Source organism: Luteibacter aegosomatissinici, from assembly GCF_023078495.1.
GTDB lineage: Bacteria > Pseudomonadota > Gammaproteobacteria > Xanthomonadales > Rhodanobacteraceae > Luteibacter > Luteibacter aegosomatissinici.
In genome coordinates, this window is record NZ_CP095742.1 from 855,237 (window position 1) to 880,247 (window position 25,011).

Annotated in this window: 18 protein-coding genes; 9 read left to right on the forward strand and 9 right to left on the reverse strand. The window is 64.2% G+C overall.

Annotation, left to right across the window (positions count from 1 at the left end):
• Positions 1–4: 4 nt before the first annotated feature.
• From iolB to L2Y97_RS03800, 7 genes are read right to left on the reverse strand one after another with little or no spacing between them, the layout of a single operon-like run.
• The gene (iolB, locus tag L2Y97_RS03770; RefSeq protein WP_247433177.1) at positions 5–802 is read right to left on the reverse strand and encodes a 5-deoxy-glucuronate isomerase; all 798 of its coding nucleotides are present in this window, start codon (positions 800–802) and stop codon (positions 5–7) included.
• Complete coding sequence (gene iolE, locus L2Y97_RS03775) at positions 799–1,707, reverse strand: myo-inosose-2 dehydratase (RefSeq protein WP_247433180.1); 909 nt, start codon at positions 1,705–1,707, stop codon at positions 799–801. Before iolE ends, iolB begins: the two co-directional genes overlap by 4 nt.
• A complete protein-coding gene (gene iolD, locus L2Y97_RS03780; RefSeq protein ID WP_247433182.1) occupies positions 1,704–3,587 on the reverse strand; it encodes a 3D-(3,5/4)-trihydroxycyclohexane-1,2-dione acylhydrolase (decyclizing) in 1,884 nt (627 codons plus the stop codon). Before iolD ends, iolE begins: the two co-directional genes overlap by 4 nt.
• Positions 3,584–5,557, reverse strand: coding sequence for a bifunctional 5-dehydro-2-deoxygluconokinase/5-dehydro-2-deoxyphosphogluconate aldolase (locus L2Y97_RS03785; RefSeq protein WP_247433185.1), 1,974 nt, complete (start codon positions 5,555–5,557; stop codon positions 3,584–3,586). Before L2Y97_RS03785 ends, iolD begins: the two co-directional genes overlap by 4 nt.
• Before the next feature lie 15 nt (positions 5,558–5,572).
• On the reverse strand, positions 5,573–6,361 hold the full coding sequence (locus tag L2Y97_RS03790) for an ATP-binding cassette domain-containing protein (RefSeq protein ID WP_247433187.1): 789 nt from the start codon (positions 6,359–6,361) through the stop codon (positions 5,573–5,575).
• Positions 6,362–6,372: 11 nt separating this feature from the next.
• Entirely contained in the window at positions 6,373–7,533 is a 1,161-nt protein-coding gene (locus tag L2Y97_RS03795; protein ID WP_247433190.1) for an ABC transporter permease, read from the reverse strand.
• Positions 7,534–7,549: 16 nt separating this feature from the next.
• Entirely contained in the window at positions 7,550–8,593 is a 1,044-nt protein-coding gene (locus L2Y97_RS03800) for a sugar ABC transporter substrate-binding protein (RefSeq protein WP_247433192.1), read from the reverse strand.
• A 203-nt stretch (positions 8,594–8,796) separates the two neighbouring features.
• Between L2Y97_RS03800 and L2Y97_RS03805 the strand changes: the two genes are divergently transcribed.
• The 5 genes from L2Y97_RS03805 to L2Y97_RS03825 all read left to right on the forward strand — a co-directional run bounded on the left by L2Y97_RS03805 (position 8,797) and on the right by L2Y97_RS03825 (position 13,585).
• Positions 8,797–9,663 carry a MurR/RpiR family transcriptional regulator gene (locus L2Y97_RS03805; RefSeq protein WP_247433195.1) on the forward strand — a complete coding sequence of 289 codons (867 nt, stop codon included), beginning with the start codon at positions 8,797–8,799 and terminating at the stop codon, positions 9,661–9,663.
• Positions 9,656–10,648, forward strand: a complete 993-nt coding sequence (gene iolG, locus L2Y97_RS03810; protein ID WP_247433198.1) for an inositol 2-dehydrogenase — start codon at positions 9,656–9,658, stop codon at positions 10,646–10,648. The genes L2Y97_RS03805 and iolG overlap by 8 nt, the downstream gene beginning before the upstream one ends.
• A 13-nt stretch (positions 10,649–10,661) precedes the next feature.
• Positions 10,662–11,678: a Gfo/Idh/MocA family oxidoreductase gene (locus L2Y97_RS03815; protein WP_247433201.1), complete on the forward strand. Its 1,017-nt coding sequence runs from the start codon at positions 10,662–10,664 to the stop codon at positions 11,676–11,678.
• A gap of 257 nt (positions 11,679–11,935) precedes the next feature.
• On the forward strand, positions 11,936–13,162 hold the full coding sequence (locus L2Y97_RS03820) for an MFS transporter (RefSeq protein ID WP_247433203.1): 1,227 nt from the start codon (positions 11,936–11,938) through the stop codon (positions 13,160–13,162).
• 30 nt (positions 13,163–13,192) lie between these two features.
• Positions 13,193–13,585, forward strand: coding sequence for a hypothetical protein (locus L2Y97_RS03825; RefSeq protein ID WP_247433206.1), 393 nt, complete (start codon positions 13,193–13,195; stop codon positions 13,583–13,585).
• A 138-nt stretch (positions 13,586–13,723) separates the two neighbouring features.
• Here the strand turns inward: L2Y97_RS03825 and L2Y97_RS03830 are convergent, their stop codons facing one another.
• Entirely contained in the window at positions 13,724–14,488 is a 765-nt protein-coding gene (locus L2Y97_RS03830) for a carboxylesterase family protein (protein ID WP_247433208.1), read from the reverse strand.
• A 97-nt stretch (positions 14,489–14,585) separates the two neighbouring features.
• Positions 14,586–16,007, reverse strand: coding sequence for a cardiolipin synthase (gene cls, locus L2Y97_RS03835; protein ID WP_247433211.1), 1,422 nt, complete (start codon positions 16,005–16,007; stop codon positions 14,586–14,588).
• Between the two features lie 118 nt (positions 16,008–16,125).
• Here cls and L2Y97_RS03840 point away from each other — a divergent pair, with 118 nt between their 5' ends.
• From L2Y97_RS03840 to L2Y97_RS03855, 4 genes are all read left to right on the forward strand, one after another.
• The gene (locus L2Y97_RS03840) at positions 16,126–17,313 is read left to right on the forward strand and encodes an MFS transporter (RefSeq protein WP_247433213.1); all 1,188 of its coding nucleotides are present in this window, start codon (positions 16,126–16,128) and stop codon (positions 17,311–17,313) included.
• Positions 17,314–17,335: 22 nt separating this feature from the next.
• Positions 17,336–18,352 (forward strand): zinc-binding alcohol dehydrogenase family protein, encoded by a 1,017-nt coding sequence (locus L2Y97_RS03845; RefSeq protein WP_247433215.1) that lies wholly within the window; start codon positions 17,336–17,338, stop codon positions 18,350–18,352.
• 165 nt (positions 18,353–18,517) lie between these two features.
• Positions 18,518–23,962, forward strand: a complete 5,445-nt coding sequence (locus L2Y97_RS03850) for a hypothetical protein (RefSeq protein WP_247433217.1) — start codon at positions 18,518–18,520, stop codon at positions 23,960–23,962.
• Complete coding sequence (locus tag L2Y97_RS03855) at positions 23,962–24,921, forward strand: RHS repeat-associated core domain-containing protein (protein WP_247433220.1); 960 nt, start codon at positions 23,962–23,964, stop codon at positions 24,919–24,921. Before L2Y97_RS03850 ends, L2Y97_RS03855 begins: the two co-directional genes overlap by 1 nt.
• Positions 24,922–25,011 lie beyond the last annotated feature (90 nt).

Consider the following 25,011-nt stretch of genomic DNA (forward strand, 5'->3'; position numbering starts at 1 on the left):
GCGCTTAACGCGCGATCATCCATTCGTGGGCAGGATCGTTGCGGAAGTGCCATTCGCGGCGTGGGCCCGCCATGACATTCAGGTAGTAACCGCGGTAGCCGTGCGGCATGACGACGGGGTGGTAGCCGCGCGGCACCATCACCACATCGTGATCGCCCACGGCCATCGATTCATCGATATCGCGCGCGTCGGTATACACGCGCTGGAAGGCGAAGCCCTGCGGCGGATCGATGCGGTGATAGTAGGTTTCTTCCAGCACGCTCTCCTCGGGGAGGTTGTCGGTATCGTGCTTGTGTGGCGGATAGCTCGAGGAGTGGCCGGCGGGGGTGAGCACTTCGACGACGAGCAGCGACTCGGCGGGTTCGGTCTGTGGGAGGATGTCGCAGACGTAGCGTGTGTTCGCGCCGGTGCCGCGCACCGAACGCTTCATCGTCGTCGGTTCGATCAGGCGGGCTTCGAAGCGCCCCGTGGCTGGCGCCGAGGCCAGCGCGAGTTCGGCATCGTCGTGTGCGGTCACGGTGTAGGTGGAGGAGGGCGGGGCATACACCGCATGCGGCGAGCGCTCGTCGAACACGCTGGCGCGGCCCCCCAGGTTCTGCCAGCTCTGGTTCGCGACGCGAACGTCGACGGTTCCCGTCAATACGACCAGGCAGCCCTCACGATCGTCCGGCAGCGCGAGCGTGGCGGTTTCACCGGCTTTCAGGCGGCGTGCCTCGAAACCCACATGCTTCCAGTGGGCGGATTCGGGCGTGACCTTGACGATGGCTTCGCCTTGCGCGGCGGCCTTTACCAGCAGGCTCATGCGACCTCCTTCACCGGCTGGCAGTCCAGCAGCGAGCGCAGCGTCTGGTAGCCCTTCTCCGCATAGGCATAGCTCGGCGCGACCGAAGGATCCTGCTCGGCCTCGACCACCAGCCAACCCTTGTAGCCGTGGGCTTTCAGGCGCTGGATGATGCCGGCGAAATCGATGATGCCATCGCCCGGGACGGTGAACGCACCGTTGAGTACCGATTCGAGGAACGTCCAGTGCCGGTTGCGCGCAAGCCGGATCACGCCTGGGCGCACGTCCTTGCAGTGCACGTGGCAGATGCGGTCGATGTGTTTATCCAGCACCGCCACCGGATCGCCGCCGCCGAAGTAGGTATGGCCGCTATCAAACAGCAGGCCCACTTCGTCGCCGGTGTTCGCCATGAGCTGATCGACATCATCCGGGGATTCCACGTAGGCGCCCATGTGATGGTGGTAGGCCAGGCGCACACCGTGTGACAAGGTGAACTTCGCGAACTCGGTGAGGTTTTCGCCGTAGCGCTTCCACTCGTCGGGCGTGCGGAAGCGCGGGCGCTTGTACAGCGGCTGCGGCTCGCCCTGGATGGCGTTGGCGACCTCGCCGTATACCATGACCTTGCAGCCGTTCTCGGCCAGCAAGCGCAAGTGCTTGCCGACGGCAACGATCTCCTCGCTGGCCGGGCGGGCAGCGGCGCGGCCCGAGTACCAGCCGCTGACCACATCGAGGCCGTAGCCGGCCATCAGGTCGCGCAGTTCCGCAGGTTCCTTCGGAAACTTGTTGCCAAGCTCGAAGCCCTCATAACCGATGGCCTTGCCCTCGCTGAGCGCGGTGGACAAAGGCGTCTCGCCACCCAGGGAGGGCAGGTCGTCGTTGCTCCATGAGATCGGGTTGATGCCGATGCGGATGGGATCGTTCTTCATGCTGGCGTGTTCCCGGCCTTGCGGCCCACGATGGCGGTTTCATAGCCGGCGCGCGCATCGCGCACGGCTTCCCGCGTGGAGACTTCCGGCACCGCCACATCCCACCATACGCCGCCTTCATCGGTGGTGCGCGTGTGGTCTGTATCGATGCTGATGAGATAGGTGCGATCGGCGGCACGGGCGCGTTCCATCGCGGCTTCCAGCCCGGCGATATCGGCGACGTGCTCGGCGATGGCGCCCAGGGCGCGAGCGTGCGCGGCGAAATCGATACGGGGCGCACCATGGCTCCCCTGCACGCAATCGTCGAACATGTTGTTGAATGGAGCGCCGCCCGTGGCCTGCTGCAGCCGGTTGATGCAGCCGTAGCCGCGGTTATCGAGCAACACGATGATCAGCTTCGCATCGAGCATCACCGAAGTGGCGATCTCGGAGTTCATCATCAGGTAGCTGCCATCGCCCACCATGACGATGACTTCGCGATCGGGCTGGGCCATTTTCACGCCCAGGCCACCGGCGATCTCGTAGCCCATGCACGAGTAGCCGTACTCCATGTGGTAGCCGCCGGCCGTTTCCGTGCGCCAGAGCTTTTCCAGCTCGGCGGGGAGCGTGCCTGCAGCGCAGACCACGATGTCGCTCTGCGCCGAGTTCGTGGAGGAACGTTGCACGGCGCCGATCACTTCGCCTTCGTAAGGCAGGCGGCCCGGTGGCGGGCTGCGCTGGCCGGTGATCCGGGACACGATATCCACCCACGCCGTCGCTGCTTCGCGGGCCCGCGTGCTCCAGCTTTCCGGTGCGGCCCAGTCTTCCAGGCCGAAACTCAGGTCATCGAGCACTTGCGCGGCATCGCCGATCACTTCGAGCCCGTCGCCCTTGAGGGCGTCGAAGCTGTTCACGTTCACCGACAGGATGGGGATGTGCCGGAACAGCGCATTGGAACCGGTCGTAAAATCCTGCAGGCGGGTGCCGACGGCGATGATGAGGTCCGCGTCGCGCAGCAGCGCATTTGCCGCTGTCGAACCGCAGACGCCGGCGGGACCCAGCTGCAGCGGATGATTCCATGGCACAGCGCCCTTGCCGGCCTGCGTCTCGCAGATAGGCACGCCATGCTTGTCGGCGAAGGCCAGGAGCTCCGGCGTGGCCTTCGCATACAACGCGCCGCCGCCGGCGATGATCACCGGCCGTTCCGACGCTTCGATGGCGTCGAGGGCTACCATCAGTTCATCGTCGGTCGGCTGCGGTGCGCGGAACACGATCTCGCGCGGTTCGAAGAACGACACGGGGAAGTCGTAGGCTTCGGCCTGGACATCCTGCGGCAGCGCGAGCGTCACGGGTCCACATAGCGCCGGGTCGGTCAGTGCACGCACGGCGCGTGGTAGCGCAGTGAGGAGTTGCTCGGGTCGCACGATGCGATCGAAGTAGCGCGACACCGGACGGAAGCAGTCGTTGACCGACACCGTGCCGTCGCTGAAATCCTCCAGCTGTTGCAGCACGGGGTCCGGTGCGCGGGACACAAAGATATCGCCCGGGAGGAGCAGGACCGGCAGCCGGTTCACGTGGGCCAGCGCCGCAGCGGTGACCAGGTTGGTCGCACCGGGGCCGATCGAGGTGGTGACTGCCATCATGCTCCGGCGCATGTTGGCTTTGGCATACGCAATGGCGGCATGTGCCATCGCCTGCTCGTTGTGTGCGCGGAACGTGGGGAACGTCTCGCGCACCTCATGCAGCGCCTCGCCAAGGCCGGCCACGTTGCCGTGGCCGAAGATGGCGAAGACGCCGCCGAACAGCGGCTCGGCCTCTTCCGAGTCCACATCGCGTGCGTAGAGCGCCTGCAGGTAGCGGACCAGGGCCTGCGCGGTGGTTAGGCGGATCGTCTCGCTCATGCGGCGGCGCCTTCCGTGACCGGGCGGGCGGGTTCCCGGCGTACGCCCCGCTGCCACGCATGGATCATGGCTTCGAACGCCGCCTTTGCCTCGCTGATCAGTGCGTCATCGTCGATACGACCTGCCAGCCAGGCCTTCGCCGGCTCGCTGAACAACGTACGGCCCACCGCGAAACCGCGGCAGGTGCTGCTGTTGGCTGCGTCCACGAAACCGGCGGCGAGGGATTCCGCCGGCGCGTTGAGGCCAAGCAGCAGCACGCCGCGGCAGAACGGATCGCGCTCTTCAATGAGCGCATCGATGGCGGCCCATGCATCGCGGCTGGGCGGGCATAGCTTCCACCAGTCGGGACGGATGCCGAGGTTATAGATGCGCTTGAGCGAACGGAGTACGCGCTCGTCGCGCTGGGCCTGGCTGGTGCAGCCCGGCGGGATGACTTCCAGCAGGAGCTCATGGCCACTGAGGCGCGCGGCATCGTACAGCGCAAGCAGCTGGGTTTCCTGCTCCACGCGGTGCAGGGGATCGGCATCGGGATCGAACTGCACGAGGCACTTGATCACGTGCTCGCGGGGCCAGCTCACCAGTTGGCTGCCAATGGAGCGGCCGCGTTCGAATTCGAGCGGGTTGGAGCCCGGCACTTCCACGGGGCGGCCGATCCACCAGCCACGACCCGTCGCGGCATTAAGCGCATCCTGGCCGTAGCGGTCATCGAGCAGCAGGCCCACGTGCCCCTGCAGCTGGTTAGCCCGCTCGGTGGCCGCCACGGCCTCCACCAGCAACGTTTTCAGTTTGGGAATGCGCGATTCATCGGCACCGGCTTCGCGGGCAAGTTCGAAGAACGGCGTGCGGTGGTCGAACGCGAAGACGTACAACTCATTCCACGCCTTGCGCGGCACAGCCGTGCGGTGCAGGTGCGAAAGCTCGGCATCGAGGTCCGGCCGGGTAATGCCGCCCTCGCGAGTGAGGAAGGCATCCAGTTCCGCACGGCCGGGCATCGCCGGTGCGCACGCGTGCCGCGACACCACGATGGCGCCGCATGCGTTCGCCCAGGCGCAGGCGCGCTCGATCGATTCGCCACCCAGCCAGCCGGCGAGGAACCCGGACAGGAAGGCATCGCCCGCACCCAACACATTGAGGACCTCGACGCGTGCACCGCGGTAGGTGGGAGCATCATCGATGTGCGCCGGGATCGGGCCATCGACGATGGAGCAGCCAAGCGGGCCTCGCTTCACCACCAGCGTGGCATCGGTCGCACCGCGTACGGCGTGCAGGGCGGCCATCAGGTCCTCGCTGCCGCCGGCGATGTGGAACTCTTCCTCCGTGCCGACGATCAGGTCGAAGGAAGGCAGGATGGCCTGCAGGTGCTTCGTGACATGGTCGGCGGCGACAAATCGCTGTTCGCCATTGCCGCGACCGGTAAGGCCCCAGAGTACGGGGCGGTAGTCGATATCGAGCACCGTGCGCACGTCGTGCTTGCGCGCCAGCTCCAGTGCACGCTGGCTGGCCGCGAGAACGCCCGGCTGTGACAGGTGCGTGCCAGTGATGGCCAGCGCACGGCAGCGGGCGATGAACGCTTCGTCGATATCAGCCGGCTGTAGCGCCATGTCGGCGCAGTTCTCGCGGTAGAACAGCAGCGGGAAGCTGGTGCTGTCCTTGATGCCGAGGATGGCGAGTGCCGTCAGGCGTTCCGGGTCGACCTTCACCTGGCTGGTATCGCAGCCTTCGTTGGTGAGTGTTTCAAGCAGGAACGTGCCCATCTGGTCATCGCCCACGCGCGAGAGCATGGCCGAATGCAGGCCCAGCCGGGCGGTGCCGAACGCGACGTTCGCGGAGGACCCGCCAAGGTATTTGGCGAAGCTGGTTACGTCTTCCAGGCGTGCGCCGATCTGCTGGGCATAAAGATCCACTGCGAGCCGGCCGAGGCAGGCGACGTCAATGGGGCGGGAGGTGGAACGGGGCAGGGGATTACGCATAGGTATATGTGTTCTTCAGGCCGCACGGCCTTCCAGTTCATCGACCAGGCTCTGGATCTCGGTGCCGCCGGCCATCATGTCGAGCACCTCTTCCTTCGTGATATCGCTCTTGGCAAACGTGCCCATGGACTGGCCCCGGTTGAGCAGCGTGAAGCTGTCGGCGATGGGGTAGGCGTGGTGCACGTTGTGGGTGATGAAGATCACCGAGATGCCGCGCTCGCGCGCCTTGTGGATCAGTTTGAGCACGTTGCAGCTCTGCTTGACGCCAAGCGCTGCGGTCGGCTCATCCAGGATCAGCACCTTGGCACCGAAGTGGATGGCGCGCGCAATGGCCAGGCACTGGCGCTCGCCACCGGACATGGTGCCCACCGGCTGGCTGGCATCACGCACGTGGATGCCCATCTCGGCCAGCTTGTCGCGCGCGGTCTCGTTCGCGTAGCGCATGTCGAGCACGTTGATCACGCCGAACATGCGCCGGCGTGGCTCACGGCCGGCGAAGAAGTTGCGCGCCACGCTCATGAGCGGGACCAGGGCGAGATCCTGGTAAACCGTGGCGATGCCGCGATCCAGTGCCTCGCGGGGTGAGTTGAACTTCACCGCCTCACCGTCCACGCGGTACTCACCCTGGCTGGGCTGGTGCACGCCCGCCAGGGTCTTGATCAGGGTGGACTTGCCGGCGCCGTTGTCGCCAAGCAGGCAGTGGACCTCGCCACGCTTCAGCTTCAGCGTGACGCCCTGCAGGGCGATGACGGTGCCGAAGAACTTGCTGACGTTGTCGAGCTCAAGGATGTAATCGCTTGCCATGGCCTGGGCCCTCACTTCGTGCTCGCAGCACGGCTGCGGATGTAGTGGTTGAACAGCACCGCGATAAGCAGCATGCCGCCGAGGAACACGCGATACCAATCCGAATCGATGTTGGTGTAGGAAATGCCGATCTGCACGACACCAAAGATGATGGCGCCGAAACACGCGCCGATGACCGAACCGAAGCCGCCGGTAAGCAGCGTGCCGCCGATCACCACGGCGATGATGGCCTCGAACTCTTTCTGGAGGCCGCGATCGGACGCAGCGGAGCCGAACTCGGCAACCTGCAGGACGCCGAACAGGCAGGCGCAGAACGCCGTGAGCACGAACAGGGAGATCTTCACCCGGCGCACCGGCACGCCCACGTTCTTGGCGGCGTTGGCATCGCCACCCACGGTATAGATCCAGTTGCCGAAGCGGGTGCGGGCCAGCACGAAGCCCGCGACGACGGCCAGGGCGATCCACCACAGCAGCACCTTGGGAATGCCGCCGACCACGGGCTCGCCGTTGGGGAAGGACTCGATGATGCCGTGCGAGGCCAGGAACGTGAACAGGCCATGCAGGGTGGTGCCGGAGAACAGGGCCGATACGAACGGCGCTTCATCGAACTTGCTGCCGACGCCACTCACGATGGTGCTGTTGGCGAAGGTGGTGGAGAGCACCAGGGTGAGGCCACGCAATACGAACATGAAGGCGAGGGTGACGATGAACGATGGCAGCTTGGTGCGCATGACCAGGTAGCCGTTGAGCCAGCCCAGTGCCATGCATACGGCGAACGCCGCGATGACCGAGGCCCACAACGGCCAGCCCAAGTACATGGGCGGGATGGCGACGACGACGCCGGCGAAGCCGATCATGGAGCCAATGGAAAGATCGAATTCGCCGGCGATCATGAGGAGGCAGGCGCCTACGGCCAGGATGCCGAGGTACGCCGCGACCTTTGCCCAGTTGATGACGCCATCGAGCGCGAACATGCCCGAGTCACCCGCGGTAATGGCAAAGAACACAAAGACCAGAATGGTGCCGGCGATGGAGCCCAGTTCGGGCCGATCGAGCAATACGCGCCACGGGGATATCTTCCGTACGCGTTCATCCGTGGGTTTCGGTGCTTCCTGCGCATTCGCGCGCTGACGCTGGATCATGTTGGTAACGCTCTCGTTGATGGCGCTCATGGGTTTCTCCCGTCGGTCAGCGGTACTGGCCGGCGTACTTCTCGACAGTGGCGACGTTATCCTTCGTGACGAAGGCCGGGCCCGAGCTCACGCCATTGGCGGTGTAGATGGGCTTGAGGTCGTATTCCTTCAGGCGCGCCTGGAACTTCGGGTTGGCCTTGAGCGCGGCGATGATCGTGGCCGGGTCCTTGGTGTTCTTGTCGTGCGCGATCACCAGCGCGGCGATGCCCATGTAACCCTGCAGGTAGGGCTGCTGGTCGATCGCATACTGGATGGTGCCGGACTTGATCCCCGCGATGATCGCGGGTGACAGATCGAACGTGCCGAAGTTGATGGCGCCCTTCAGGTGCAGGTCCTCGACCACCTTGATGGCCGGTTCGGCCGCGTTCGGGCCAAGGGCCAGGATGGCCTGGGTCTTCGGGTGGGCACGCAGGTAAGCGGTGAGCTTGGACGAGACCACCGTAGGGTCCATGCCGGTATCGATCATGGAGGTGGAGCGCCAGTCCTTCACGCCGATCGCATCGGCATAGCCCTGGCAACGCTCGAATGATGCGTTGTTGGTGGCGTAGTGGTTCACGCACACGAAGCTCTTGATGCCGGCAGCCTTGGCGCGTTCACCAGCGGCCTTGCCCGCGTCGTACTCGCCCTGGCCCACGTGCATGATCGCGCCGATCTTCTTGCTTTCCTCCGGCGTGCCGGAGTTGATCGTGACGATGGGAATGCCCTTGGCCGCGACCTTGGCCGCAGGATCTTTCAGCTGGTCGTAATTGGCGATATCGAACGCCACGCCCTTGTAGTTGCGGGCGGCGGCGGATTCGAGCTGGCGGGCCATTTCGGCCAGGTCACCATTGCCCGAACCGCGGTAATCGACGGCAACGCCGAAGTCTTCGCCCGCCTGCTTGATCGAGTTCTTGATGGTGTTCCACCAGGAATCGGAATCGGCGGCGTGGGTGACGAGGACGTAGCGGTCGCCGGGGGCTGCCTGGGAGGCGGGGGCGGCAAGGCCGAGGCCCAGGGCGAGGGCGGCTGCCAGCGTGGCGTGGAACGGTTTGAATCGCATATTGCCTCCACTTATGACCGGGTTCCCCGGCCGGGATGGGTGACTAACGAAGCGATAACGGCCTTGCGGCCGCTGTTTTGCCGAAAGCGGACCGAGCATGGACCGGCCGTTCCACGGTTGCAACTTGCATTGCAACATCGAAATAAATGGAAAATCTATTCCATGGGTGCTTCAATGCCGCCGGACCCTTGTTGGAGCCACCGATGGCCAAACGCAGCGAAGCCGATGCCCTGATGAGCCGCATCGCCGAGGATTTCGAGGCACTCCCGCGCCAGTTACAGGGGGTGGCCCGGTACCTTGAGGAACATCGCAGTTCGATCATGGTCCAGCGCGTCGGTGAGATCGCCGAAGGCGCAGGTGTGCATGCATCGGCGGTGGTTCGTTTCGCCCAGCGCTTCGGCTATACCGGCTTCAGCGAAATGCAGGCGGTGTTCCGCGATGCCTTCACCGCCCAGGCGGCGCCCTCACGCAGCTACCAGCAGCGCATCCGCAGCGTGATCGAAAACCGTTCCGGCGGCATGGCGGCGGCCGAGATTGCCTCGCGCTTCATCGATGCGAGCCGCATGGGCCTGGACGAGCTGGCGGCCGAGATCGATGAAGTCCGCTTCCAGAAGGCGGTGGATACGCTGGCCGCGGCCGAAAACATTTACGTCATGGGCGTGCGCCGCTCGTTCGCCATCGCTACATACATCGCCTACGCCCTGCAGCACACGCAAAAGCGCGTGCATCTGGTAAGCGGGCTGGGTGGCATGTTCCGCGAACAGCTGCGCAGCATGGGCAAGGGCGATGCGCTCATCGCTATCAGCTTCCCGCCGTTCGGCAAGGAAACCCTCTACGCCATGCGCGTCGCGCAGCAACACCACGCGAAAGTGCTGGCCATTACCGAAAGCGACCTGGGCCCCCTGGCGCGCCACTCCGATGTGCTTTTGAAGGTGAAGGAGGGCAGTGCGTTCGCCTTCCGCGGCCTCACCAGCACGATGTGCCTGTGCCAGGCCCTGTTCGTCGCGCTCGCTTACAAGCTCGAACTAACCGTCGAAGAAACGCTTCCCCGAGGAGAATACGATGATTGAAGTCGCGATCTTTGGTGCCGGTCGCATCGGCAAGATCCACGCGGGCAACGTCGCCCGCCACCCCGAGGCGCGCCTGCGCTACGTGGTGGATGTGCATGAGCCCTCGGCAAAGGAACTGGCCGACAAACATGGTGCGAAGGTGGCCAGTGTCGAGGAAGCGTTGAATGACCCGGCGGTCGGCGCGGTAGTGATCGGATCGAGCACGGATACACACGCCGATTTGATCCACCGCGCAGCCGCCGCCGGCAAGGCCATTTTCTGCGAGAAGCCCGTGGATCTGGATGTGGAGCGCGCGCGCTCGTGCCAGGCCGCCGTCGAGAAGGCTGGCGTGGTCTGCATGATCGCGTTCCAGCGCCGCTTCGATCCCACGTTCTCGTCGCTGAAGAAGCGGCTTGACGAGGGAGAGGTGGGTACGCCGGAAGTGTTGATCGTGACGAGCCGCGACCCGGGCGCGCCGCCGGTGAACTACATCAAGAGCTCGGGTGGCGTGTTCAAGGACATGCTGATCCATGATTTCGACATCTTCCGCTGGATCCTTGGCGAAGAAGCGGTGAGCGTGCACGCCGCGGGAAGCTGCCTGACCGATCCCGCCATTGAAGGTGCGGGCGATATCGATACGACGGCAGTCACCATCCGCACGAAGAGCGGCAAGCTGTGCCAGATCAACACGTCGCGCCGGGCAGCTTATGGCTACGACCAGCGCTTCGAGGTGCTGGGCAGCAAGGGCATGCTTCAGGCCGGCAACGTGACGCCTACCCAAGTGGTCTCGCATACCGCGAAGAACATTGCGCACGATCTGCCGGAGCATTTCTTCCTCGAACGCTACCGCGAAGCCTATGCGGCAGAGATAGCGCATTTCTTCGACGCGCTGGCTGCGGGCACGCCGGTGCGCACGACGATTGCCGATGGCATCAAGGCACTGGAACTCGCCGAAGCCGCCGCACGTTCGTGGCGCGAGGGCCAGGCCGTGGCCGTGAACATCTAAGGGAGTTCACGCCATGACCAAGCTTCGTATCGGCCTGGCCGGCCTGGGCCGGCTCGGCCAGCGCTATGCCGAAAACCTCGCCCGGGCGGTACCTCGGGCGGAACTGGTGGCGGTGTGCAGCCCCGTGGAAAGCGAACGTGCCTGGGCGCGCGACACGCTGGGCGTGCCCACCATCCATGACACCTACGAACAAATGCTCGCCGATCCATCGGTCGATGCCGTGGTGCTGGTCACGCCCACGTCGCTGCACGCGGCGCAGATCGAGCAGGCGCTCGATGCGGGCAAGCACGTGTTTTGCGAGAAGCCGCTCTCGCTGGAACTGGAGGATTGCCGCCGCGCTGCCGCGCACGCGGCCAAGGCGTCGAAGCGCGCCATGGTCGGTTTCGTGCGCCGCTTCGACGAAAGCTACCGCCACGCATTCATGCATATCGAGGCGGGCGGCATTGGCCGGCCGTTCCTGGTGTATTCGCAGACGACCGATCTGGCCGATCCCACGGGCGCTTTCCTGAAGTTCGCCCCGACCAGCGGTGGCATCTTCCTGGATTGCAGCGTGCATGACGTGGATCTGGCACGTTGGTTGTTGGGCCGGCCCAAGGCGAAGAAGGTGTATGCCACGGGCACCGTCGCGATGTATCCCCCGCTGGAAGCTATCAACGATGTGGACAACGGCATCGCCATCGTCGAGTTCGAAGGCGGGCAGATGGCGATGTTCTATGCGTCGCGCACGCAGGCGCACGGCCACGACACGCACACTGACGTGACTGGTACGGCCGGTAAGGTGAGCGTCGGCCGCAACCCGCGCGCCGATCGCGTGGAGATCGCCGATGCCGCCGGCGTGCGCAACACGGTGCTGCCGTCGTTCTACGAGCGCTTCGCCCCGGCCTTCGTGACCCAGGCACGGCACTTCGTGGATGCCGTACTCGATGACACCCCGTTCGACCTGACCATGGACGATGCGGTGGAGGCCACGCGCATCGCGATCGCGCTGCGCGAATCGCAGCAATCCGGCCAGCCGGTCCTGCTGGATTAGCCCGACTCATGTAGGAGCGCGCTTGCGCGCGATCCGGCTTCGCCGCAAGCACCCATCGCGCGCAAGCGCGCTCCTACAACGTGCGGGGTACGCCCCATACCGGAGGGCTGGGTCCGCCCCATAGCCGCAGGGCGGTGCACGCCCCATAGCCGCAGCGCGGTGCACGCCCCAAACGCGCATGGGGCTTTGGCTCGATGAAAAAGGCTTCATGCGGTGCGATGTCGCAGCGCAGCATTAGCCCTTATAATGAGGCCGCCATGTCGCTCCCATCCCTCGTTCCCCATCGCGGACGGCGTTTTGCCGTCACCGCGCGGATTCTTTCCGCGGTCGTCTTCTCATTCCTTTGCTACCTCAGCATCGGTATCCCGCTGGCGGTGCTGCCGGGCTATGTACATAACGACCTTGGCTATTCCACCGTGCTCGCCGGGCTTGCCGTCAGTGCGCAGTATCTTGCGACGCTGCTGAGCCGGCCGCATGCGGGGCGCATGGCGGATGCGATGGGGCCGAAACGCACCGTGGTGGCGGGCCTGATCGTCCTCGCGCTCTCCGGGTTGTTCCTGGCGCTGGGTGCATTGGCACCCGGCATGCCGGTCCTGTCGCTGGCGCTCATCCTCATGAGCCGCCTTGGCCTGGGTTTCGCCGAAAGCTGGGTCAGCACGGGCGCGATCACGTGGGGCATCGGCGGCATTGGCGGTGAACACACCGCCCGGGTCATTTCCTGGAACGGCATCGCGACCTACGGCGGCATCGCCCTCGGTGCGCCGTTGGGTGTGGCCCTGTCGCAGCATTTTGGTTTCCTCTCGCTGGGCGTGGTGGGTTTCCTGCTCGGTGCCGTGGCGTTGCCGTTCGCGATGCTGAAAGCCCGCGTCGTGCCGACGCATGGCGAACGCCTTCCGTTCAAAAGCGTGCTTTCCCGTGTATCGGCCTACGGTATTGGCCTCGCCCTCGGTTCCATCGGCTTCGGCTCACTCTCCACCTTCGTCGCGCTGTACTACGCGAGCCGCGGCTGGCAGGACGCCGCGCTTTCGCTCTCGCTGTTCGGCGGTTGCTTCATCGGCATTCGCCTGATCTTCGGCAACGCCATCGACAAGTTCGGTGGCTACCGCGTGGCGATCGTTTCGCTGGCGGTGGAGTGCCTTGGCCTACTGCTGCTGTGGTTCGGCACCACGCCGCACGCGTCGCTGGCCGGCGCCGCCCTCACGGGTTCGGGTTTCGCCCTCGTGTTCCCGGCGCTGGGCGTGGAAGCGGTGAGTCGCGTGAGCAATCACAACCGTGGCGCGGCATTGGGTGCGTACTCGGTGTTCCTCGATGTGGCACTCGGCCTAACCGGCCCGGTGGGCGGCTGGATCGCGGGACTTTACGATTACCCGGCCATCTTCCTTGCGGCCAGCGCCGCATCGCTGGCGGCGGTGTTCCTCTCGTTCGCACTGTATATGCGCCACGGGCGCCCGCCGCGCACCGAAACCGCCGACGCGCGGGCATAATGCCCGCCTGATCCCTCACGAGTCGGCACCATGCCCTACGATCGCAGCTGGATGGGTTACGGCATCGAAGGTGCCCTGGAGGTCGGCGGCATCGCGCTGCTGGCCGGCATCGTCGTCTACCTGCTGGTGCACCTGTTCGGCAAGGCCAATGGCTGGAGCACCGGCATGGAGCTCACGATCGCGGTGCTGCTCGCCTTCTTCCTCGCTGGCGGCGAGGACATCTGGAACTCGTTCTACTTCAACTTCGTGCCCATCCAGTCACCGCAGCTGCTGCGGGTGAAGCTGGCCGCGGTGCACGACCCGGATTCGATGGGCCTGCGCGTGTTGTTCGAGATGCTGGGCGCCCTGGTGGGCGCGAGCATCGGCTGGGCCGCGTTCTCGGGTGGCCTGAAAGACCTGATTCACCACATCCGCAACCCGTAAACGCATTGCCGTAGGAGCCCACCCTGTGGGCGACATCTTTCGCCTCGTGGTGGGGGCCTTGCGGGTCTTTCGCGAACGGCGTCGCCCACAGGGTGGGCTCCTACGGTGGCGCGACGCGTTTGTGTTGGCGCGTGCTTTTTAACGGGTGTGGGCGAACATCCACTCCCACAGATCCGGCGTGGCATACGCCTTCATCCACGATCCGTGGTTCACGCCCGGGAACTCGCTGTATTTCACGACGGCGCCGCGCTTCACCAGCGCCGCATTCATCTTCCGCGATTCCTCGGTCGGCACCACGTTGTCGTCGCCGCCGTGGAAGATCCACACCGGCGTCTTGCCGATCTTCTGCGCCACCCAGGTGTACGGGTCCTGGCCCTTCGGCACGCCGTGCACATAGAGCTGGCGGCCTTCGGGATCGGGCAGCGGGACGATGCCGCCGCAGATGATCGCGGCCGCGGCGAACGTATCCGGGTGGTCGGCCGCCAGTTGCCACGAGCCGTAGCCGCCCATGGACAGGCCGGTGAGGTACAGGCGCTTACGATCGCCATCGAATTCCTTGACGCTCTTTTCCAGCGCGGCCATGGCGAAATCCGCATCCGCCTTGTCCGTCCATTCCGTGTCATCCGGCGCCTGGGGAATCACGACCACGGCCGGGAAATCCATGTGCTCCTTCAGCCACGGCGGCAGGCCCTGCGACATCTGCTTCTGGTTATCGTCGCCGCGCTCGCCACTGCCGTGCAGGAACAGCACCACGGCGGGGTGCGACTTCACATCGGCGGGGATGAACACCTGATACCGATAGGTCTTGCCGTGCACATCGATCGAGCGTTCGGCGAACTGTGCCGGTGCGGCCGAGGCGGTGCCGACGACAGCGGCGGTGAGGAAAGCGAGGGTACGGAGCATGCGCCGAGATCTCCCAGGGCTGGTGTAGGAGCGCGGGCCACGTGAGTGTGCCCGTATGCCCGGAGTTGAGCGCAGTAACCACGTTACAGCAAGGGCCTTAAAGCACGGGATCGAACAGCCGGGCCACATGCAGTGCCACACGGCGCAGGTACGGCAGCCGGCGGTAATCGTTCGGGTTTACTTCATAGGCCTGGGCGAAGTCCGCCTTCAGCATGGTTTCCACCTCGGTCGCAAACGCCGGATCCACGTTCAACGCCGAGATTTCGAAGTTCAGGCGGAAGCTGCGGTTATCCAGGTTCATGCTGCCCACGACGGCCGTGTCGCTGTCGACCAACATCACCTTCTGGTGGATGAAGCCGGGCAGGTAGCGGAACATCCGAACGCCGGCCAGCGTGGCCTCGTGGGCGTACAAGGTGGATGCCGCGAACACGGTGCGGTGGTCCGGCCGCGACGGAATGAGGATGCGCACGTCGACGCCACGGAACACGGCCAGCCGCAGTGCACCGAACACCGCCTGGTCGGGGACGAAGTAGGGGCTGGTGATCCAGACGCGTTTCTTTGCCGCGTGGATGGCCTGGGTGAAGAACAGTGAGCAGCTTTCCTGGCGGTCGGCCGGGCCGGTGGCGACGATCATGGTGTTCGCCCGCCCGCAACGTTCCGGCGGTGGCATGGAAGGCGGTCGTTCGCCGGAGACCCAATACCAGTCTTCTCCGAACACGCGCTGTAGATCGGCGACGGCAGGGCCTTCAATCTGCATGTGCGTGTCGCGCCACGGTGCCAGCGGCGGTTTCAGGCCAAGGTATTCATCGCCTGCGTTCAATCCACCCACGAAGCCGCGTTCACCATCCACGACGACCACCTTGCGGTGGTTGCGGAAGTTCAGCTGGAAGCGGTTGCGGAAGCGGCGCGTGGCGAAGCGGCGTACATCGACGCCACCTTTGCGCAGTGTCTCCACATACGCATCGGGGAGAGCGTGGCTGCCAATGCTGTCGTACAACAGGCACACCCGGACCCCGCGCGCCGCGCAAGCGAGCAACGCGTCGCGAAGGCGGCCACCCAGGCCATCGTCGTGGATGATGAAGAACTGCACGAGCACGTAGTGTTCGGCACGGGCCATGGCGGCGAACATCGCCTGGAACGCCGCCTCGCCGTCGATATGTAGCGAAAGGTTGTTCCCTGCGTGCATCGGCGTCTTAAGCATGCGGCCGATCGCGCTGTAGCGCGGATCGTGCACGGGCTGCGGATGCGGGGCCACGCCCGGGCGGGCCGGGTGCTCGGCTTCGGCGTGGAGCATGAAGAAGCGGGCCTGGCGCTGGCGGTGCAGGTCCACATAGCCACCGAAGCGGCTGGCACCCAGGAACAGGTAGGGCACCAGGGTGACATAAGGTACCAGCACCAGCCCCAGCACCCAGGCGAAGGCGCCCTGGGCGGTACGGGTATTCATCACCGCGTGCATGGCCGCCAGCACGCCGGCAGCGTGCAGGGCGAGGGCGGCGATGGCGATCAGCGTGGCGATCATGCCGGGGGCGCTCCGATATTCAAGTTTGCGGCAAGAGTCTTTGTCGCGCCGGGGCGTTTTCGCCGGGCGGGCAGGGCGGGAAAATGCACGCATTCTCTCCTTCTTCGGAGCCTATCCTATGGGTTCGTCATCCTCCCGTCTGCCCTTGCTGGCACTTGCCGTGGCAGCCTTTGCCATTGGCACCACCGAGTTCGTGATCATGGGCCTGCTGCCGGAGGTGGCGGCGGACCTGCACGTGGGCATCCCGGCCGCCGGCATGCTGGTCTCGGGCTACGCGCTGGGCGTGGCCGTGGGTGCGCCGCTGCTGGCGGCGCTCACCGCAAGACTTGAACGCAAGCGCGCCCTGTTGCTGCTCATGGGCTTCTTTATTATCGGCAACGCCTTGTGTGCCGTCGCCTGGAACTACGACGTGCTGATGGTGGCCCGCGTAGTCGCCGCCTTCTGTCACGGTTCGTTCTTCGGTATTGGCGCCGTGGTCGCGGCCCATCTGGTCCCGGCCAACCAGCGTGCCCGCGCCATCGCCCTGATGTTCGCCGGGCTCACCCTGGCCAACGTGCTGGGCGTGCCGTTCGGCACCTTCCTTGGCCAGTGGGCCGGCTGGCGCTCCACCTTCTGGGCGGTGACCGCCCTGGGGGTCGTCGCGGCGATCGCCGTGGCGCGCTTTGTCCCGGCGCTGCCGAACCTCAAGGCGCCGCACATGGGCACGGAGCTGCGCGTGCTGCGTGAACCGCAGGTGCTGATCGCGCTGGGTATGACCGTGCTGGGCTTCGGCGGCGTGTTTACCGTGTTCACCTACATCGCCCCGATCCTGCAGGACGTATCCGGCATAAGCCCGCACTGGACCGGCGCCGTGCTGGTGCTGTTCGGCCTGGGTACCACCATCGGCAACATGCTCGGCGGACGTCTGGCCGACTGGCGCCTGATGCCCTCCCTGATGGGTATCCTGGTCGTGCTCGCGCTGCTCATGGCCGCCTTCGCCTGGACGATGCACAGCACCATCGCCTCGATCGTGACCGTCTTCGTCTGGGGCATTGCCTCGTTCGCCACCGTCGCGCCGCTGCAGTCCCGCGTGGTGCACGTGGCCGGCGATGCGCCGAACCTCGCGTCCACCCTGAATATCGCCGCCTTCAACCTCGGCAATGCCGGTGGCGCGTGGTTGGGTGGTGCCGTCATCGCCGCCGGCTATGCATTCCCGGTGGTGAGCCTGGCCGGTGCTCCTGTGACGGTGGCCGGGCTGGTTGCTACGATGGCCAGTGTGGCACTGGAGCGCCGCCGCCCCGCGGGCATCGCTACCGAGTGCGTCTGATTCCCTTGCCGGAGCCGCGCCCATGAAAGCTGTCGCCTACCGCCACGCCTTGCCCATCGCTGATGCCCAGAGCCTTATCGATGTCGAGTTGCCACGGCCGGTGGCGACGGGGCGCGATCTACTGGTGAAGGTGGAAGCGATCTCGGTCAACCCCGTGGATACCAAGGTTCGCCAGCGCGTGGATCCCAACGGTGCCGATCACGTGCTCGGATGGGATGTGGCCGGTACGGTGGCCGCGGTTGGCCCGGAGGTGCGCCGGTTCAAGGTCGGCGATGCGGTGTGGTACGCCGGCGATCGCAACCGGCCGGGTGCCAACAGCGAGTTCCACCTGGTGGATGAGCGCCTGGTCGGGCGCAAGCCGTCTACGCTCGATATGGCGGAGGCGGCGGCCATGCCGCTCACCGCCATCACGGCGTGGGAGCTGATGTTCGATCGCATCGGCATCCCGCATGGCACGCAAGGCAAGCCCGCCACGCTGTTGGTGGTCGGTGCGGCCGGTGGCATGGGCTCCATGGCGGTGCAGCTGGCACGTCGTCTTACGGGGCTCACCGTGATCGGGACGGCGTCGCGCGAAGAAACACGGGAATGGGTGAAGGCGATGGGTGCGCACCATGTCGTAGACCATTCCAAGGCGCTGGACGCGGAAGTGCTCGCCGTTGCACCGGATGGCGTGGACTACGTGCTGAGCCTGACCAAAACCGAGCAGCACTTCGCCGCGTTTCCAAAACTGATGAAGCCGCAAGGTGCGATCGGTCTGATCGACGATCCCGCCGAGCCGATCGACGTGCGCCTGCTCAAGGTGAAGAGCATCGCGCTGCATTGGGAATCCATGTTCACCCGCTCGGCATTCCATACCGATGACATGGGTGAGCAAGGGCATATCCTGGATGAGGTCGCGAACCTCGTGGATGCTGGCGTAATCCGCACCACGTTGCGCAAGAATCTGGGCAAGATCGACGCGGCGAACCTACGCAATGCCCACCAGCTACTGGAAAGCGGAACGACCATCGGCAAGGTGGCCCTGGAAGGCTTCCTGTAGGAGCGCGCTGGCGCGCGATGGGGCATCTCGCAGACGTGCATCGCGCGCAAGCGTGCTCCTACCAACGTCCTGCCATCGCAAAATCCTGCGCGTTGACGGGCAACATTCTGCCGCCCTAGTCTTGCCGCCGATTCCGGCGAAGCCGGTGCACAAGGAACAGGGATTATGTCGCAGGTGCAGTACACGCCCTCACGGGGCGTGCGGGTTCGTGCGCGCGCCTCGCGCATGCTGGTCGTTCTCCTGACGATGGCGCTGCCACTCGGTGTAGCCCACGCGCAGACCACGGTGAACCCCGAGGATGAGTACAAGAAGCTCATCAAGGTCAACGAAGATATCCAGCCACTTGGCGATACACCCTTCGGTGAGCGCATAGGGCTTTACGACGGTAGCCTGTCGTTCCGCCAGGTGGATATTACGGTGCCCGGTACCGGCCCGACCATTAGCGTCGGCCGTGTATTTACCATGCCTTCGTTCGGCGATCGTTTCGATCTGCAGAATCGCGCGTTTGGCGAATGGGATCTTGACCTGCCGCAGATCGACACGGTCACCGCGAACCAGAACAACGTCAAGGGCTGGGTTGTCGATACCGACGCGAAGACCAATATCTGCACGAGCTTCGGCTCGCCACCACCTGTAGCGCCACCGGCGGGCGATACAAAGCGCAGCGACTGGGAAACCAGCTCGTGGTGGAACGGCTACCAGCTGAACGTACCAGGGGTCGGTAGCCAGGAGCTGCTCCATCGTGACACCACCAGCACGCCGACGCCGGGAGTAGCCGGGCTCACGTACCCCATAATCACCAAGCAAAACTGGGTCGTCGGCTGCCTGAGCCAGGCAAGCAATGACGCGACCACGCAGGCATTCCTGGCGGTTGCGCCCGACGGCACCAAGTACTGGCTGGATCATCTTTCTTACCGGTACATGCCCGGCATGACGCGGCCGCTTGGTTCATCGCCGGTGGCGCTGGCAGCTAGCCCGTTCCATGTGCTTGCCGCGACCACTGATAACCTGACTCGTCGCCAGGGGCGCATGCTGGCCACCCGGATCGAGGACCGCTTCGGTAATTGGATTGCCTATGCGTACAGCGGCGACAACGTGACCGACATCACGGCAAGCGATGGTCGCCACGTCAGCTTTGCTTACATTCCGAACACCTCGCGAATCAGCAGCATCACCGTACAGGGCGGTGCGGCGGGGCAGCGCACCTGGAGCTACGGCTACACGCATTCCGCTCAGACGCTTGTGGATTCGCTGACGAGCGTCACTCAGCCGGACGGTTCCGCGTGGACGTTGAACATGGATGGCCTCAACGGTGCCTTCGTCGACATGCGCGGTAGCCCGAGCACCTGCGATGCGCTCGGAACGCTAGCCGCGACTTACCCCTCCTTCACCGGCCAGATGACTCACCCCTCTGGCCTGACAGGATCTTTCACCGTGCACCCCGTGCGACGCGGGCGATCCAACGTGTATCGTGTCTGTGAGAATGGTCCGAACCTCGATACGACCAATCCAACCGCGACCGGGACGTGGTCCGATAATCCCGATGCGTCCTACAGCATGGCGATCCAGCAGGAGCAGCGATCCGGCGCCGGCATAGGTACGCAAACGTGGAGCTACGCCTACTCGCCCTCCAATGAGAGTTGGAAGCAGAACTGCAACAGCACATGCACGGGCACGGTGTGGACGACCGTGACCTATCCGGATGGTCACGCCGAGCGGAGCACGTTTAGCAACCGCTACGACTGGACCGAAAGCCAGTTGCTTACGGAAGAGACCTTCGATGGCGCGGCTGATACCACCAGTCGGCGGAAGCTGGTGCAATACGGGTATGTCGCCCCAGCGTCCGATCCCCGCTCGGGCGCCTATCCCAAGCTACTCGGCTACACACTCGCGCCGCGCGTCAACACCGACCAGGTGAATCTGCTGGCGCCCCTGGGGTCGCGCGTCACTTACGTCGACAATGATGCCTTCAGCTGGACTGTCACGGCGTTCGATAACTGGGCACGGCCTCATCAGGTCCAGCGCTACAGCAGCACGAGCTACTGCCAGCCAGACGCCAAGATCTACCAGAGTGCGCCGTTCTGCGTCACCGAGCAGAGCACCTACCAGGACGATTATGCGCACTGGGTGCTCGGCCTTCCCCTGCAGTCGGATAACCTGACTGCGGGCGAAACCGTCAGCCGCAACGTGTACGACCCGAACAGCCTGACGCTTTCCGAGCGATACCGCTTCGGCAACAAGGTGATGGGCTACGCCTTCAACGCACAAGGGCAGCTCGCGTCATTCACCGATGGTAATGGGCACACGACCTCCATTCCGTCGTATGCGTTTGGCATTCCCAGCCAGATCAATTACCCGGACGGTACCGGCCAGACCGTATCCGTCGATGGCTTTGGCCAGGTCACGGCCATCGCCGACCAGACCGGTGCCGTCACCCAATATGGCTACGACGCCATCGGCCGGCTCGCGCGCATCGACTACCCTGCCGGCGATGCCGTGGCCTGGGCTCCGAAGACTTTCCAGTACAGCTACATCGGCGACGCACGAGGGCTCGGGGGGGCACATTGGGTGCGCGTGGATACGCAGGGAAGCTGGAGCCGACGCACCGATTACGACGTGATGATGCGCCCCGTGGCGCTCGGCACCTCCGAGGCGGGTACCGGCGCGGGCTATGTGTCTTCGCGGACGGATTACGACTGGGAGGGCCGCAAGACGTTCCAGTCGTACCCCGTAGATGGTGCGCCTGACCTCAACGGTATGAACCTGGGCGTGTCAACGCGGTACGACGTGCTCGGTCGACCGACCCAGCAGTTCCAGCACACCGAGTTGGGCGATCTGCTGACCTCAACTAGCTATCCGCAGGGCATCGGGCGCCAGGTCACCGACCCGAAGGGCAACGTCACCACCAGTCATTTCGAGGCGTTTGATGCTCCTGCCTACGACGACGTCGTGAGTGTGCAGGCACCCGAGGGGGTGGTGCAGACCATTCAGCGCGATACATACGGCAATCCGGTGATGATCACCCAGGGTGGGCTCGGCCAGTCGGTTAGCAAGACGCTTACCTACGATGGCCAGCACCGCCTGTGTCGCACCTGGGAGCCCGAGTCCGGTAGCGAGATCACGGCCTACGATGCTGCGGACAACGTGGCATGGAGCGTATCCGGTGCCTCGTTCAACGACACCGGTTGTGGCCAGGACCAGGTAACCGATGCGCTGAAAACCCAGCGCGGCTACGACGCGATGAACCGGCTGACGTCAGTCATTTACCCGGCGGGTACCGATCCGAGCACCTTCACCTACGACCCGCGGGGCAACCCTGCGACCGCCACGGCCGGTATGGTCAGCTGGACCTTTGGCCGCAACCGACTGGGCCTGCTGACCAGCGAGGTGCTCTCGGTGGATGGTTGGAGCTGGGGCATCGGCTATGGCTATGGCAACAGGGCCGCGCTCAGTTCGGTGACGTATCCGGACGGCGCCAGCGTTGCTTATGCGCCGAACGGGCTCATGCAGCCGACGCAAGCGGGCAGCTATGCGACGGGCGTCAGCTATTACCCGGATGGCGACATAAGCGCGTACACACTGGGTAACGGTGCAATCTATTCCGCGGACAAGAATGCACGAAATCTTCTGAGCAACTTTACGTTCGGCAAGGGTGGCGTGCCCCAGGTGAGTGAGGACCTGGCCTACGATGCCAATGGCAACGTTAGTGCGATCACGGATGAATCCCCCGCGAACCAGCGCAGCAAGACGATGAGTTACGACGGCCTCAATCGGCTGGTGTCCGCTACCGCGGGCCAGCTCTGGGGAACGGAGAGCTATACCTACGACACGCTCAACAACATTCGGACCCTCACCAACGGCACCGGCGCGAATACGTATAACTACAACGGCAGTAACCAGCTGACCTCGATCACGAATGCCGGCACCCAAGTGCATGGTTTCCAGTACGACGGGCGTGGTAACACGATCAGCAAGGATGGCCAGGCCTTGTCGTTCGACCTGGCGAACCGCCTTACCTCGATTCCCGGTAAAGGCGTGTACACCTATGACGCGGCGGGACGCCGGGTCAAAAAGGTGACGCCCGATGGCACGACTTACTACGGCTACAACGCAGCGGGCCAGCTGATGTGGGAATACGATGCCGCCACGACGAACGGCACCAGCTACATCTACCTCGGCAAGAAACTGGTCGCCAGCAAGAAAGGCACTATCTCCAAAGTCATCGGCAACATTGATGGCATCGCAGCCGACAACAACAGTATTAATGGCTGGGCATGCTCGACTGGCCTGTCGCAGTCAATCGATGTCCATCTCTACGTGGGCGGACCGGCTGGTTCAGGCGCATTCCTGCGCGCTGTAACGGCCAACCTCGCTAGCGAGTCGGCCATCCAGCAGGCGTGTCATGGCAGCGGATCGGCTTACCGGTTCTCGATTCCACTGCTGGAAGCCGACAAGGTGACGTACTACGGTCAGGCGCTTTACGTTCACGGTATCTCGCCCGTGGGCGGGACGAATGACCTCGTTACGGGCTCCGGCCTGTACGCCATGCCGCGTTCGCCTAACGCACCACCCGCGCCCGCGCCGGCGACGGCAGCCGCCAACGCCGACAAATCGGCCGTTACCGTGACCTGGACGGCAGCCGCCCGCGCGGCTCGTTACGAGGTTTGGCAGGTGCATAACGGCGCCTGGGCCTCGCTGTACACAGGCGGGGCACTCAGTGCGGTTGCATCGACGCCGGCGGACGGTCCGTATGTGTACGAAGTCCGCGCATGCAACGATAGCGGATGCAGTGTTTACGCCGAGACTGCGCAGCTCAATCTCCTGCATGTTCCGGCGAAGGTGGCAGCCATTTCGGCTCCCGCTACGTCGACAGGCAGCGTTCCCGTGAGCTGGAGCGCCACGACCTACGCGACGTCTTACCAGGTCGATCATTACGACAGCAGCTGGTCCACGGTCTACAACGGTCCGGCCACGTCGGCAACGTTCAACGAGTCTCATTCGGGAGCGTGGTTCTATCGGGTCCGCGCATGTAATGCGAACGGATGTGGCGACTACGTGGCCAGTGGTGGCACGACCATCCTTCTACCACCTTCGCCGACCCCGACCTTGTCAGGCGGTGGCACGACGAATTCCGGCGCGTATGGCGTGAGCTGGAGCGGGTCTACCGATGCGGCCAGCTACAACCTTGTCGAAAGTGCCAACGGTGGCGGTTGGACTGGCATTCAGAACAACGCAGCGCAGAGCTGGTCCATTGGCGATAGGCCCGACGGCACCTACGCCTACATGGTGCAGGCATGCAATGCGACGGCGTGTACCGGCTGGAGCAACCAGGTGGCGATCACCGTGGCGCACATTCCTGCCGTACCCACCAACATTGGCATGAATCACGCCCAGAAGGGAAAGCTGGAAACCTACACGCTGCAATGGGCGGCGGAGGCGTACGCAACGAGCTACCAGATCATCCGTTACCCGGCCGGGGTCACCGTCTATAGCGGGAGCGGCACGACCTTCCAGGTCGAGAGCGGCTTCGAACCGTATGACCTCAAGTACACCTATGCGATTCGTGCTTGTAGCGCGGTGGGTTGCTCTGCTTATTCGAGGACGCTGTGATGAATAGAACAACTGCGACAAAAGCCATTGCGATTCTGCTTGTTCTGCTTTTTTCCTTTAATAGTGCGGCCGCCTCAGACGCAGTTACGTACTACTACACTGATCAGCAAGGCACAGTTCTTTCTACAGCGGATAGCTCTGGGAACATTCTGAGTACCTCGGACTATCGTCCCTACGGCCCGCTTGCCCGAGGAACGCCAGAAGATGGTCCGGGTTACACCGGACACGTGAACGACGCGGATACGGATCTCGTGTATATGCAAGCACGTTATTACGATCCGAGCACAGGAAGGTTCTTGTCGGTTGACCCCGCGATTGAGGTCACGGGTGATATTCTGCATTTCGGTCGGTTCACGTATACCAGCAACAATCCGATAAGGATGGTGGATCCGGATGGGGCGCAGGAGGTAGACGCCGAGGAGCTAGATATTGAGACGCGCGAACAGATGGCGCGTGTCAACCCTCCACTTGGTCCAAACATGGCTTTACCCGGCTATGTCGCGCCGATCACCCCGGCTCCGGGCTTTATTCCGGAAACTTTTACGGATCATGTCGTCGCGCAGAACCTTGGCCTTGAGCCGACGCCGGTAGTCGGGGAGAACCTTCCTTCATCTAGGTCAGAACTTACTAAGACGTATGAGGTTTACACAAAAACCAACCCGGAGACCGGCGAGGTCTACACGGGACGAACCAGTGGAACCAATGGACCCGAACAGAACGTTGCGAGGCGGGATTCGTCGCATCACATGACGGCGAACGGATTCGGCCCAGCTGTTTTACAGTACACGTCGACTAATAGCGACGCGATCCGCGGTCAGGAACAAATCCTGATAGAAAGCAACGGAGGCGCGCGACGAGGTGGCGGAAGCTCTGGGAACGAAATTAACGGCGTAAGCCCCCAGAACAATAAAATACAGGTGTACATTAACGCGGCGCGATCCGAGTTTGGGGGAGGGTAGATCGGCGGAAGTTTTCTCGGTGCATTGCGTCCTTCGTCATGGGAAACGCGTGTCGTACGCGATAGAATCATTGGCATTGCCGAGCGTGAG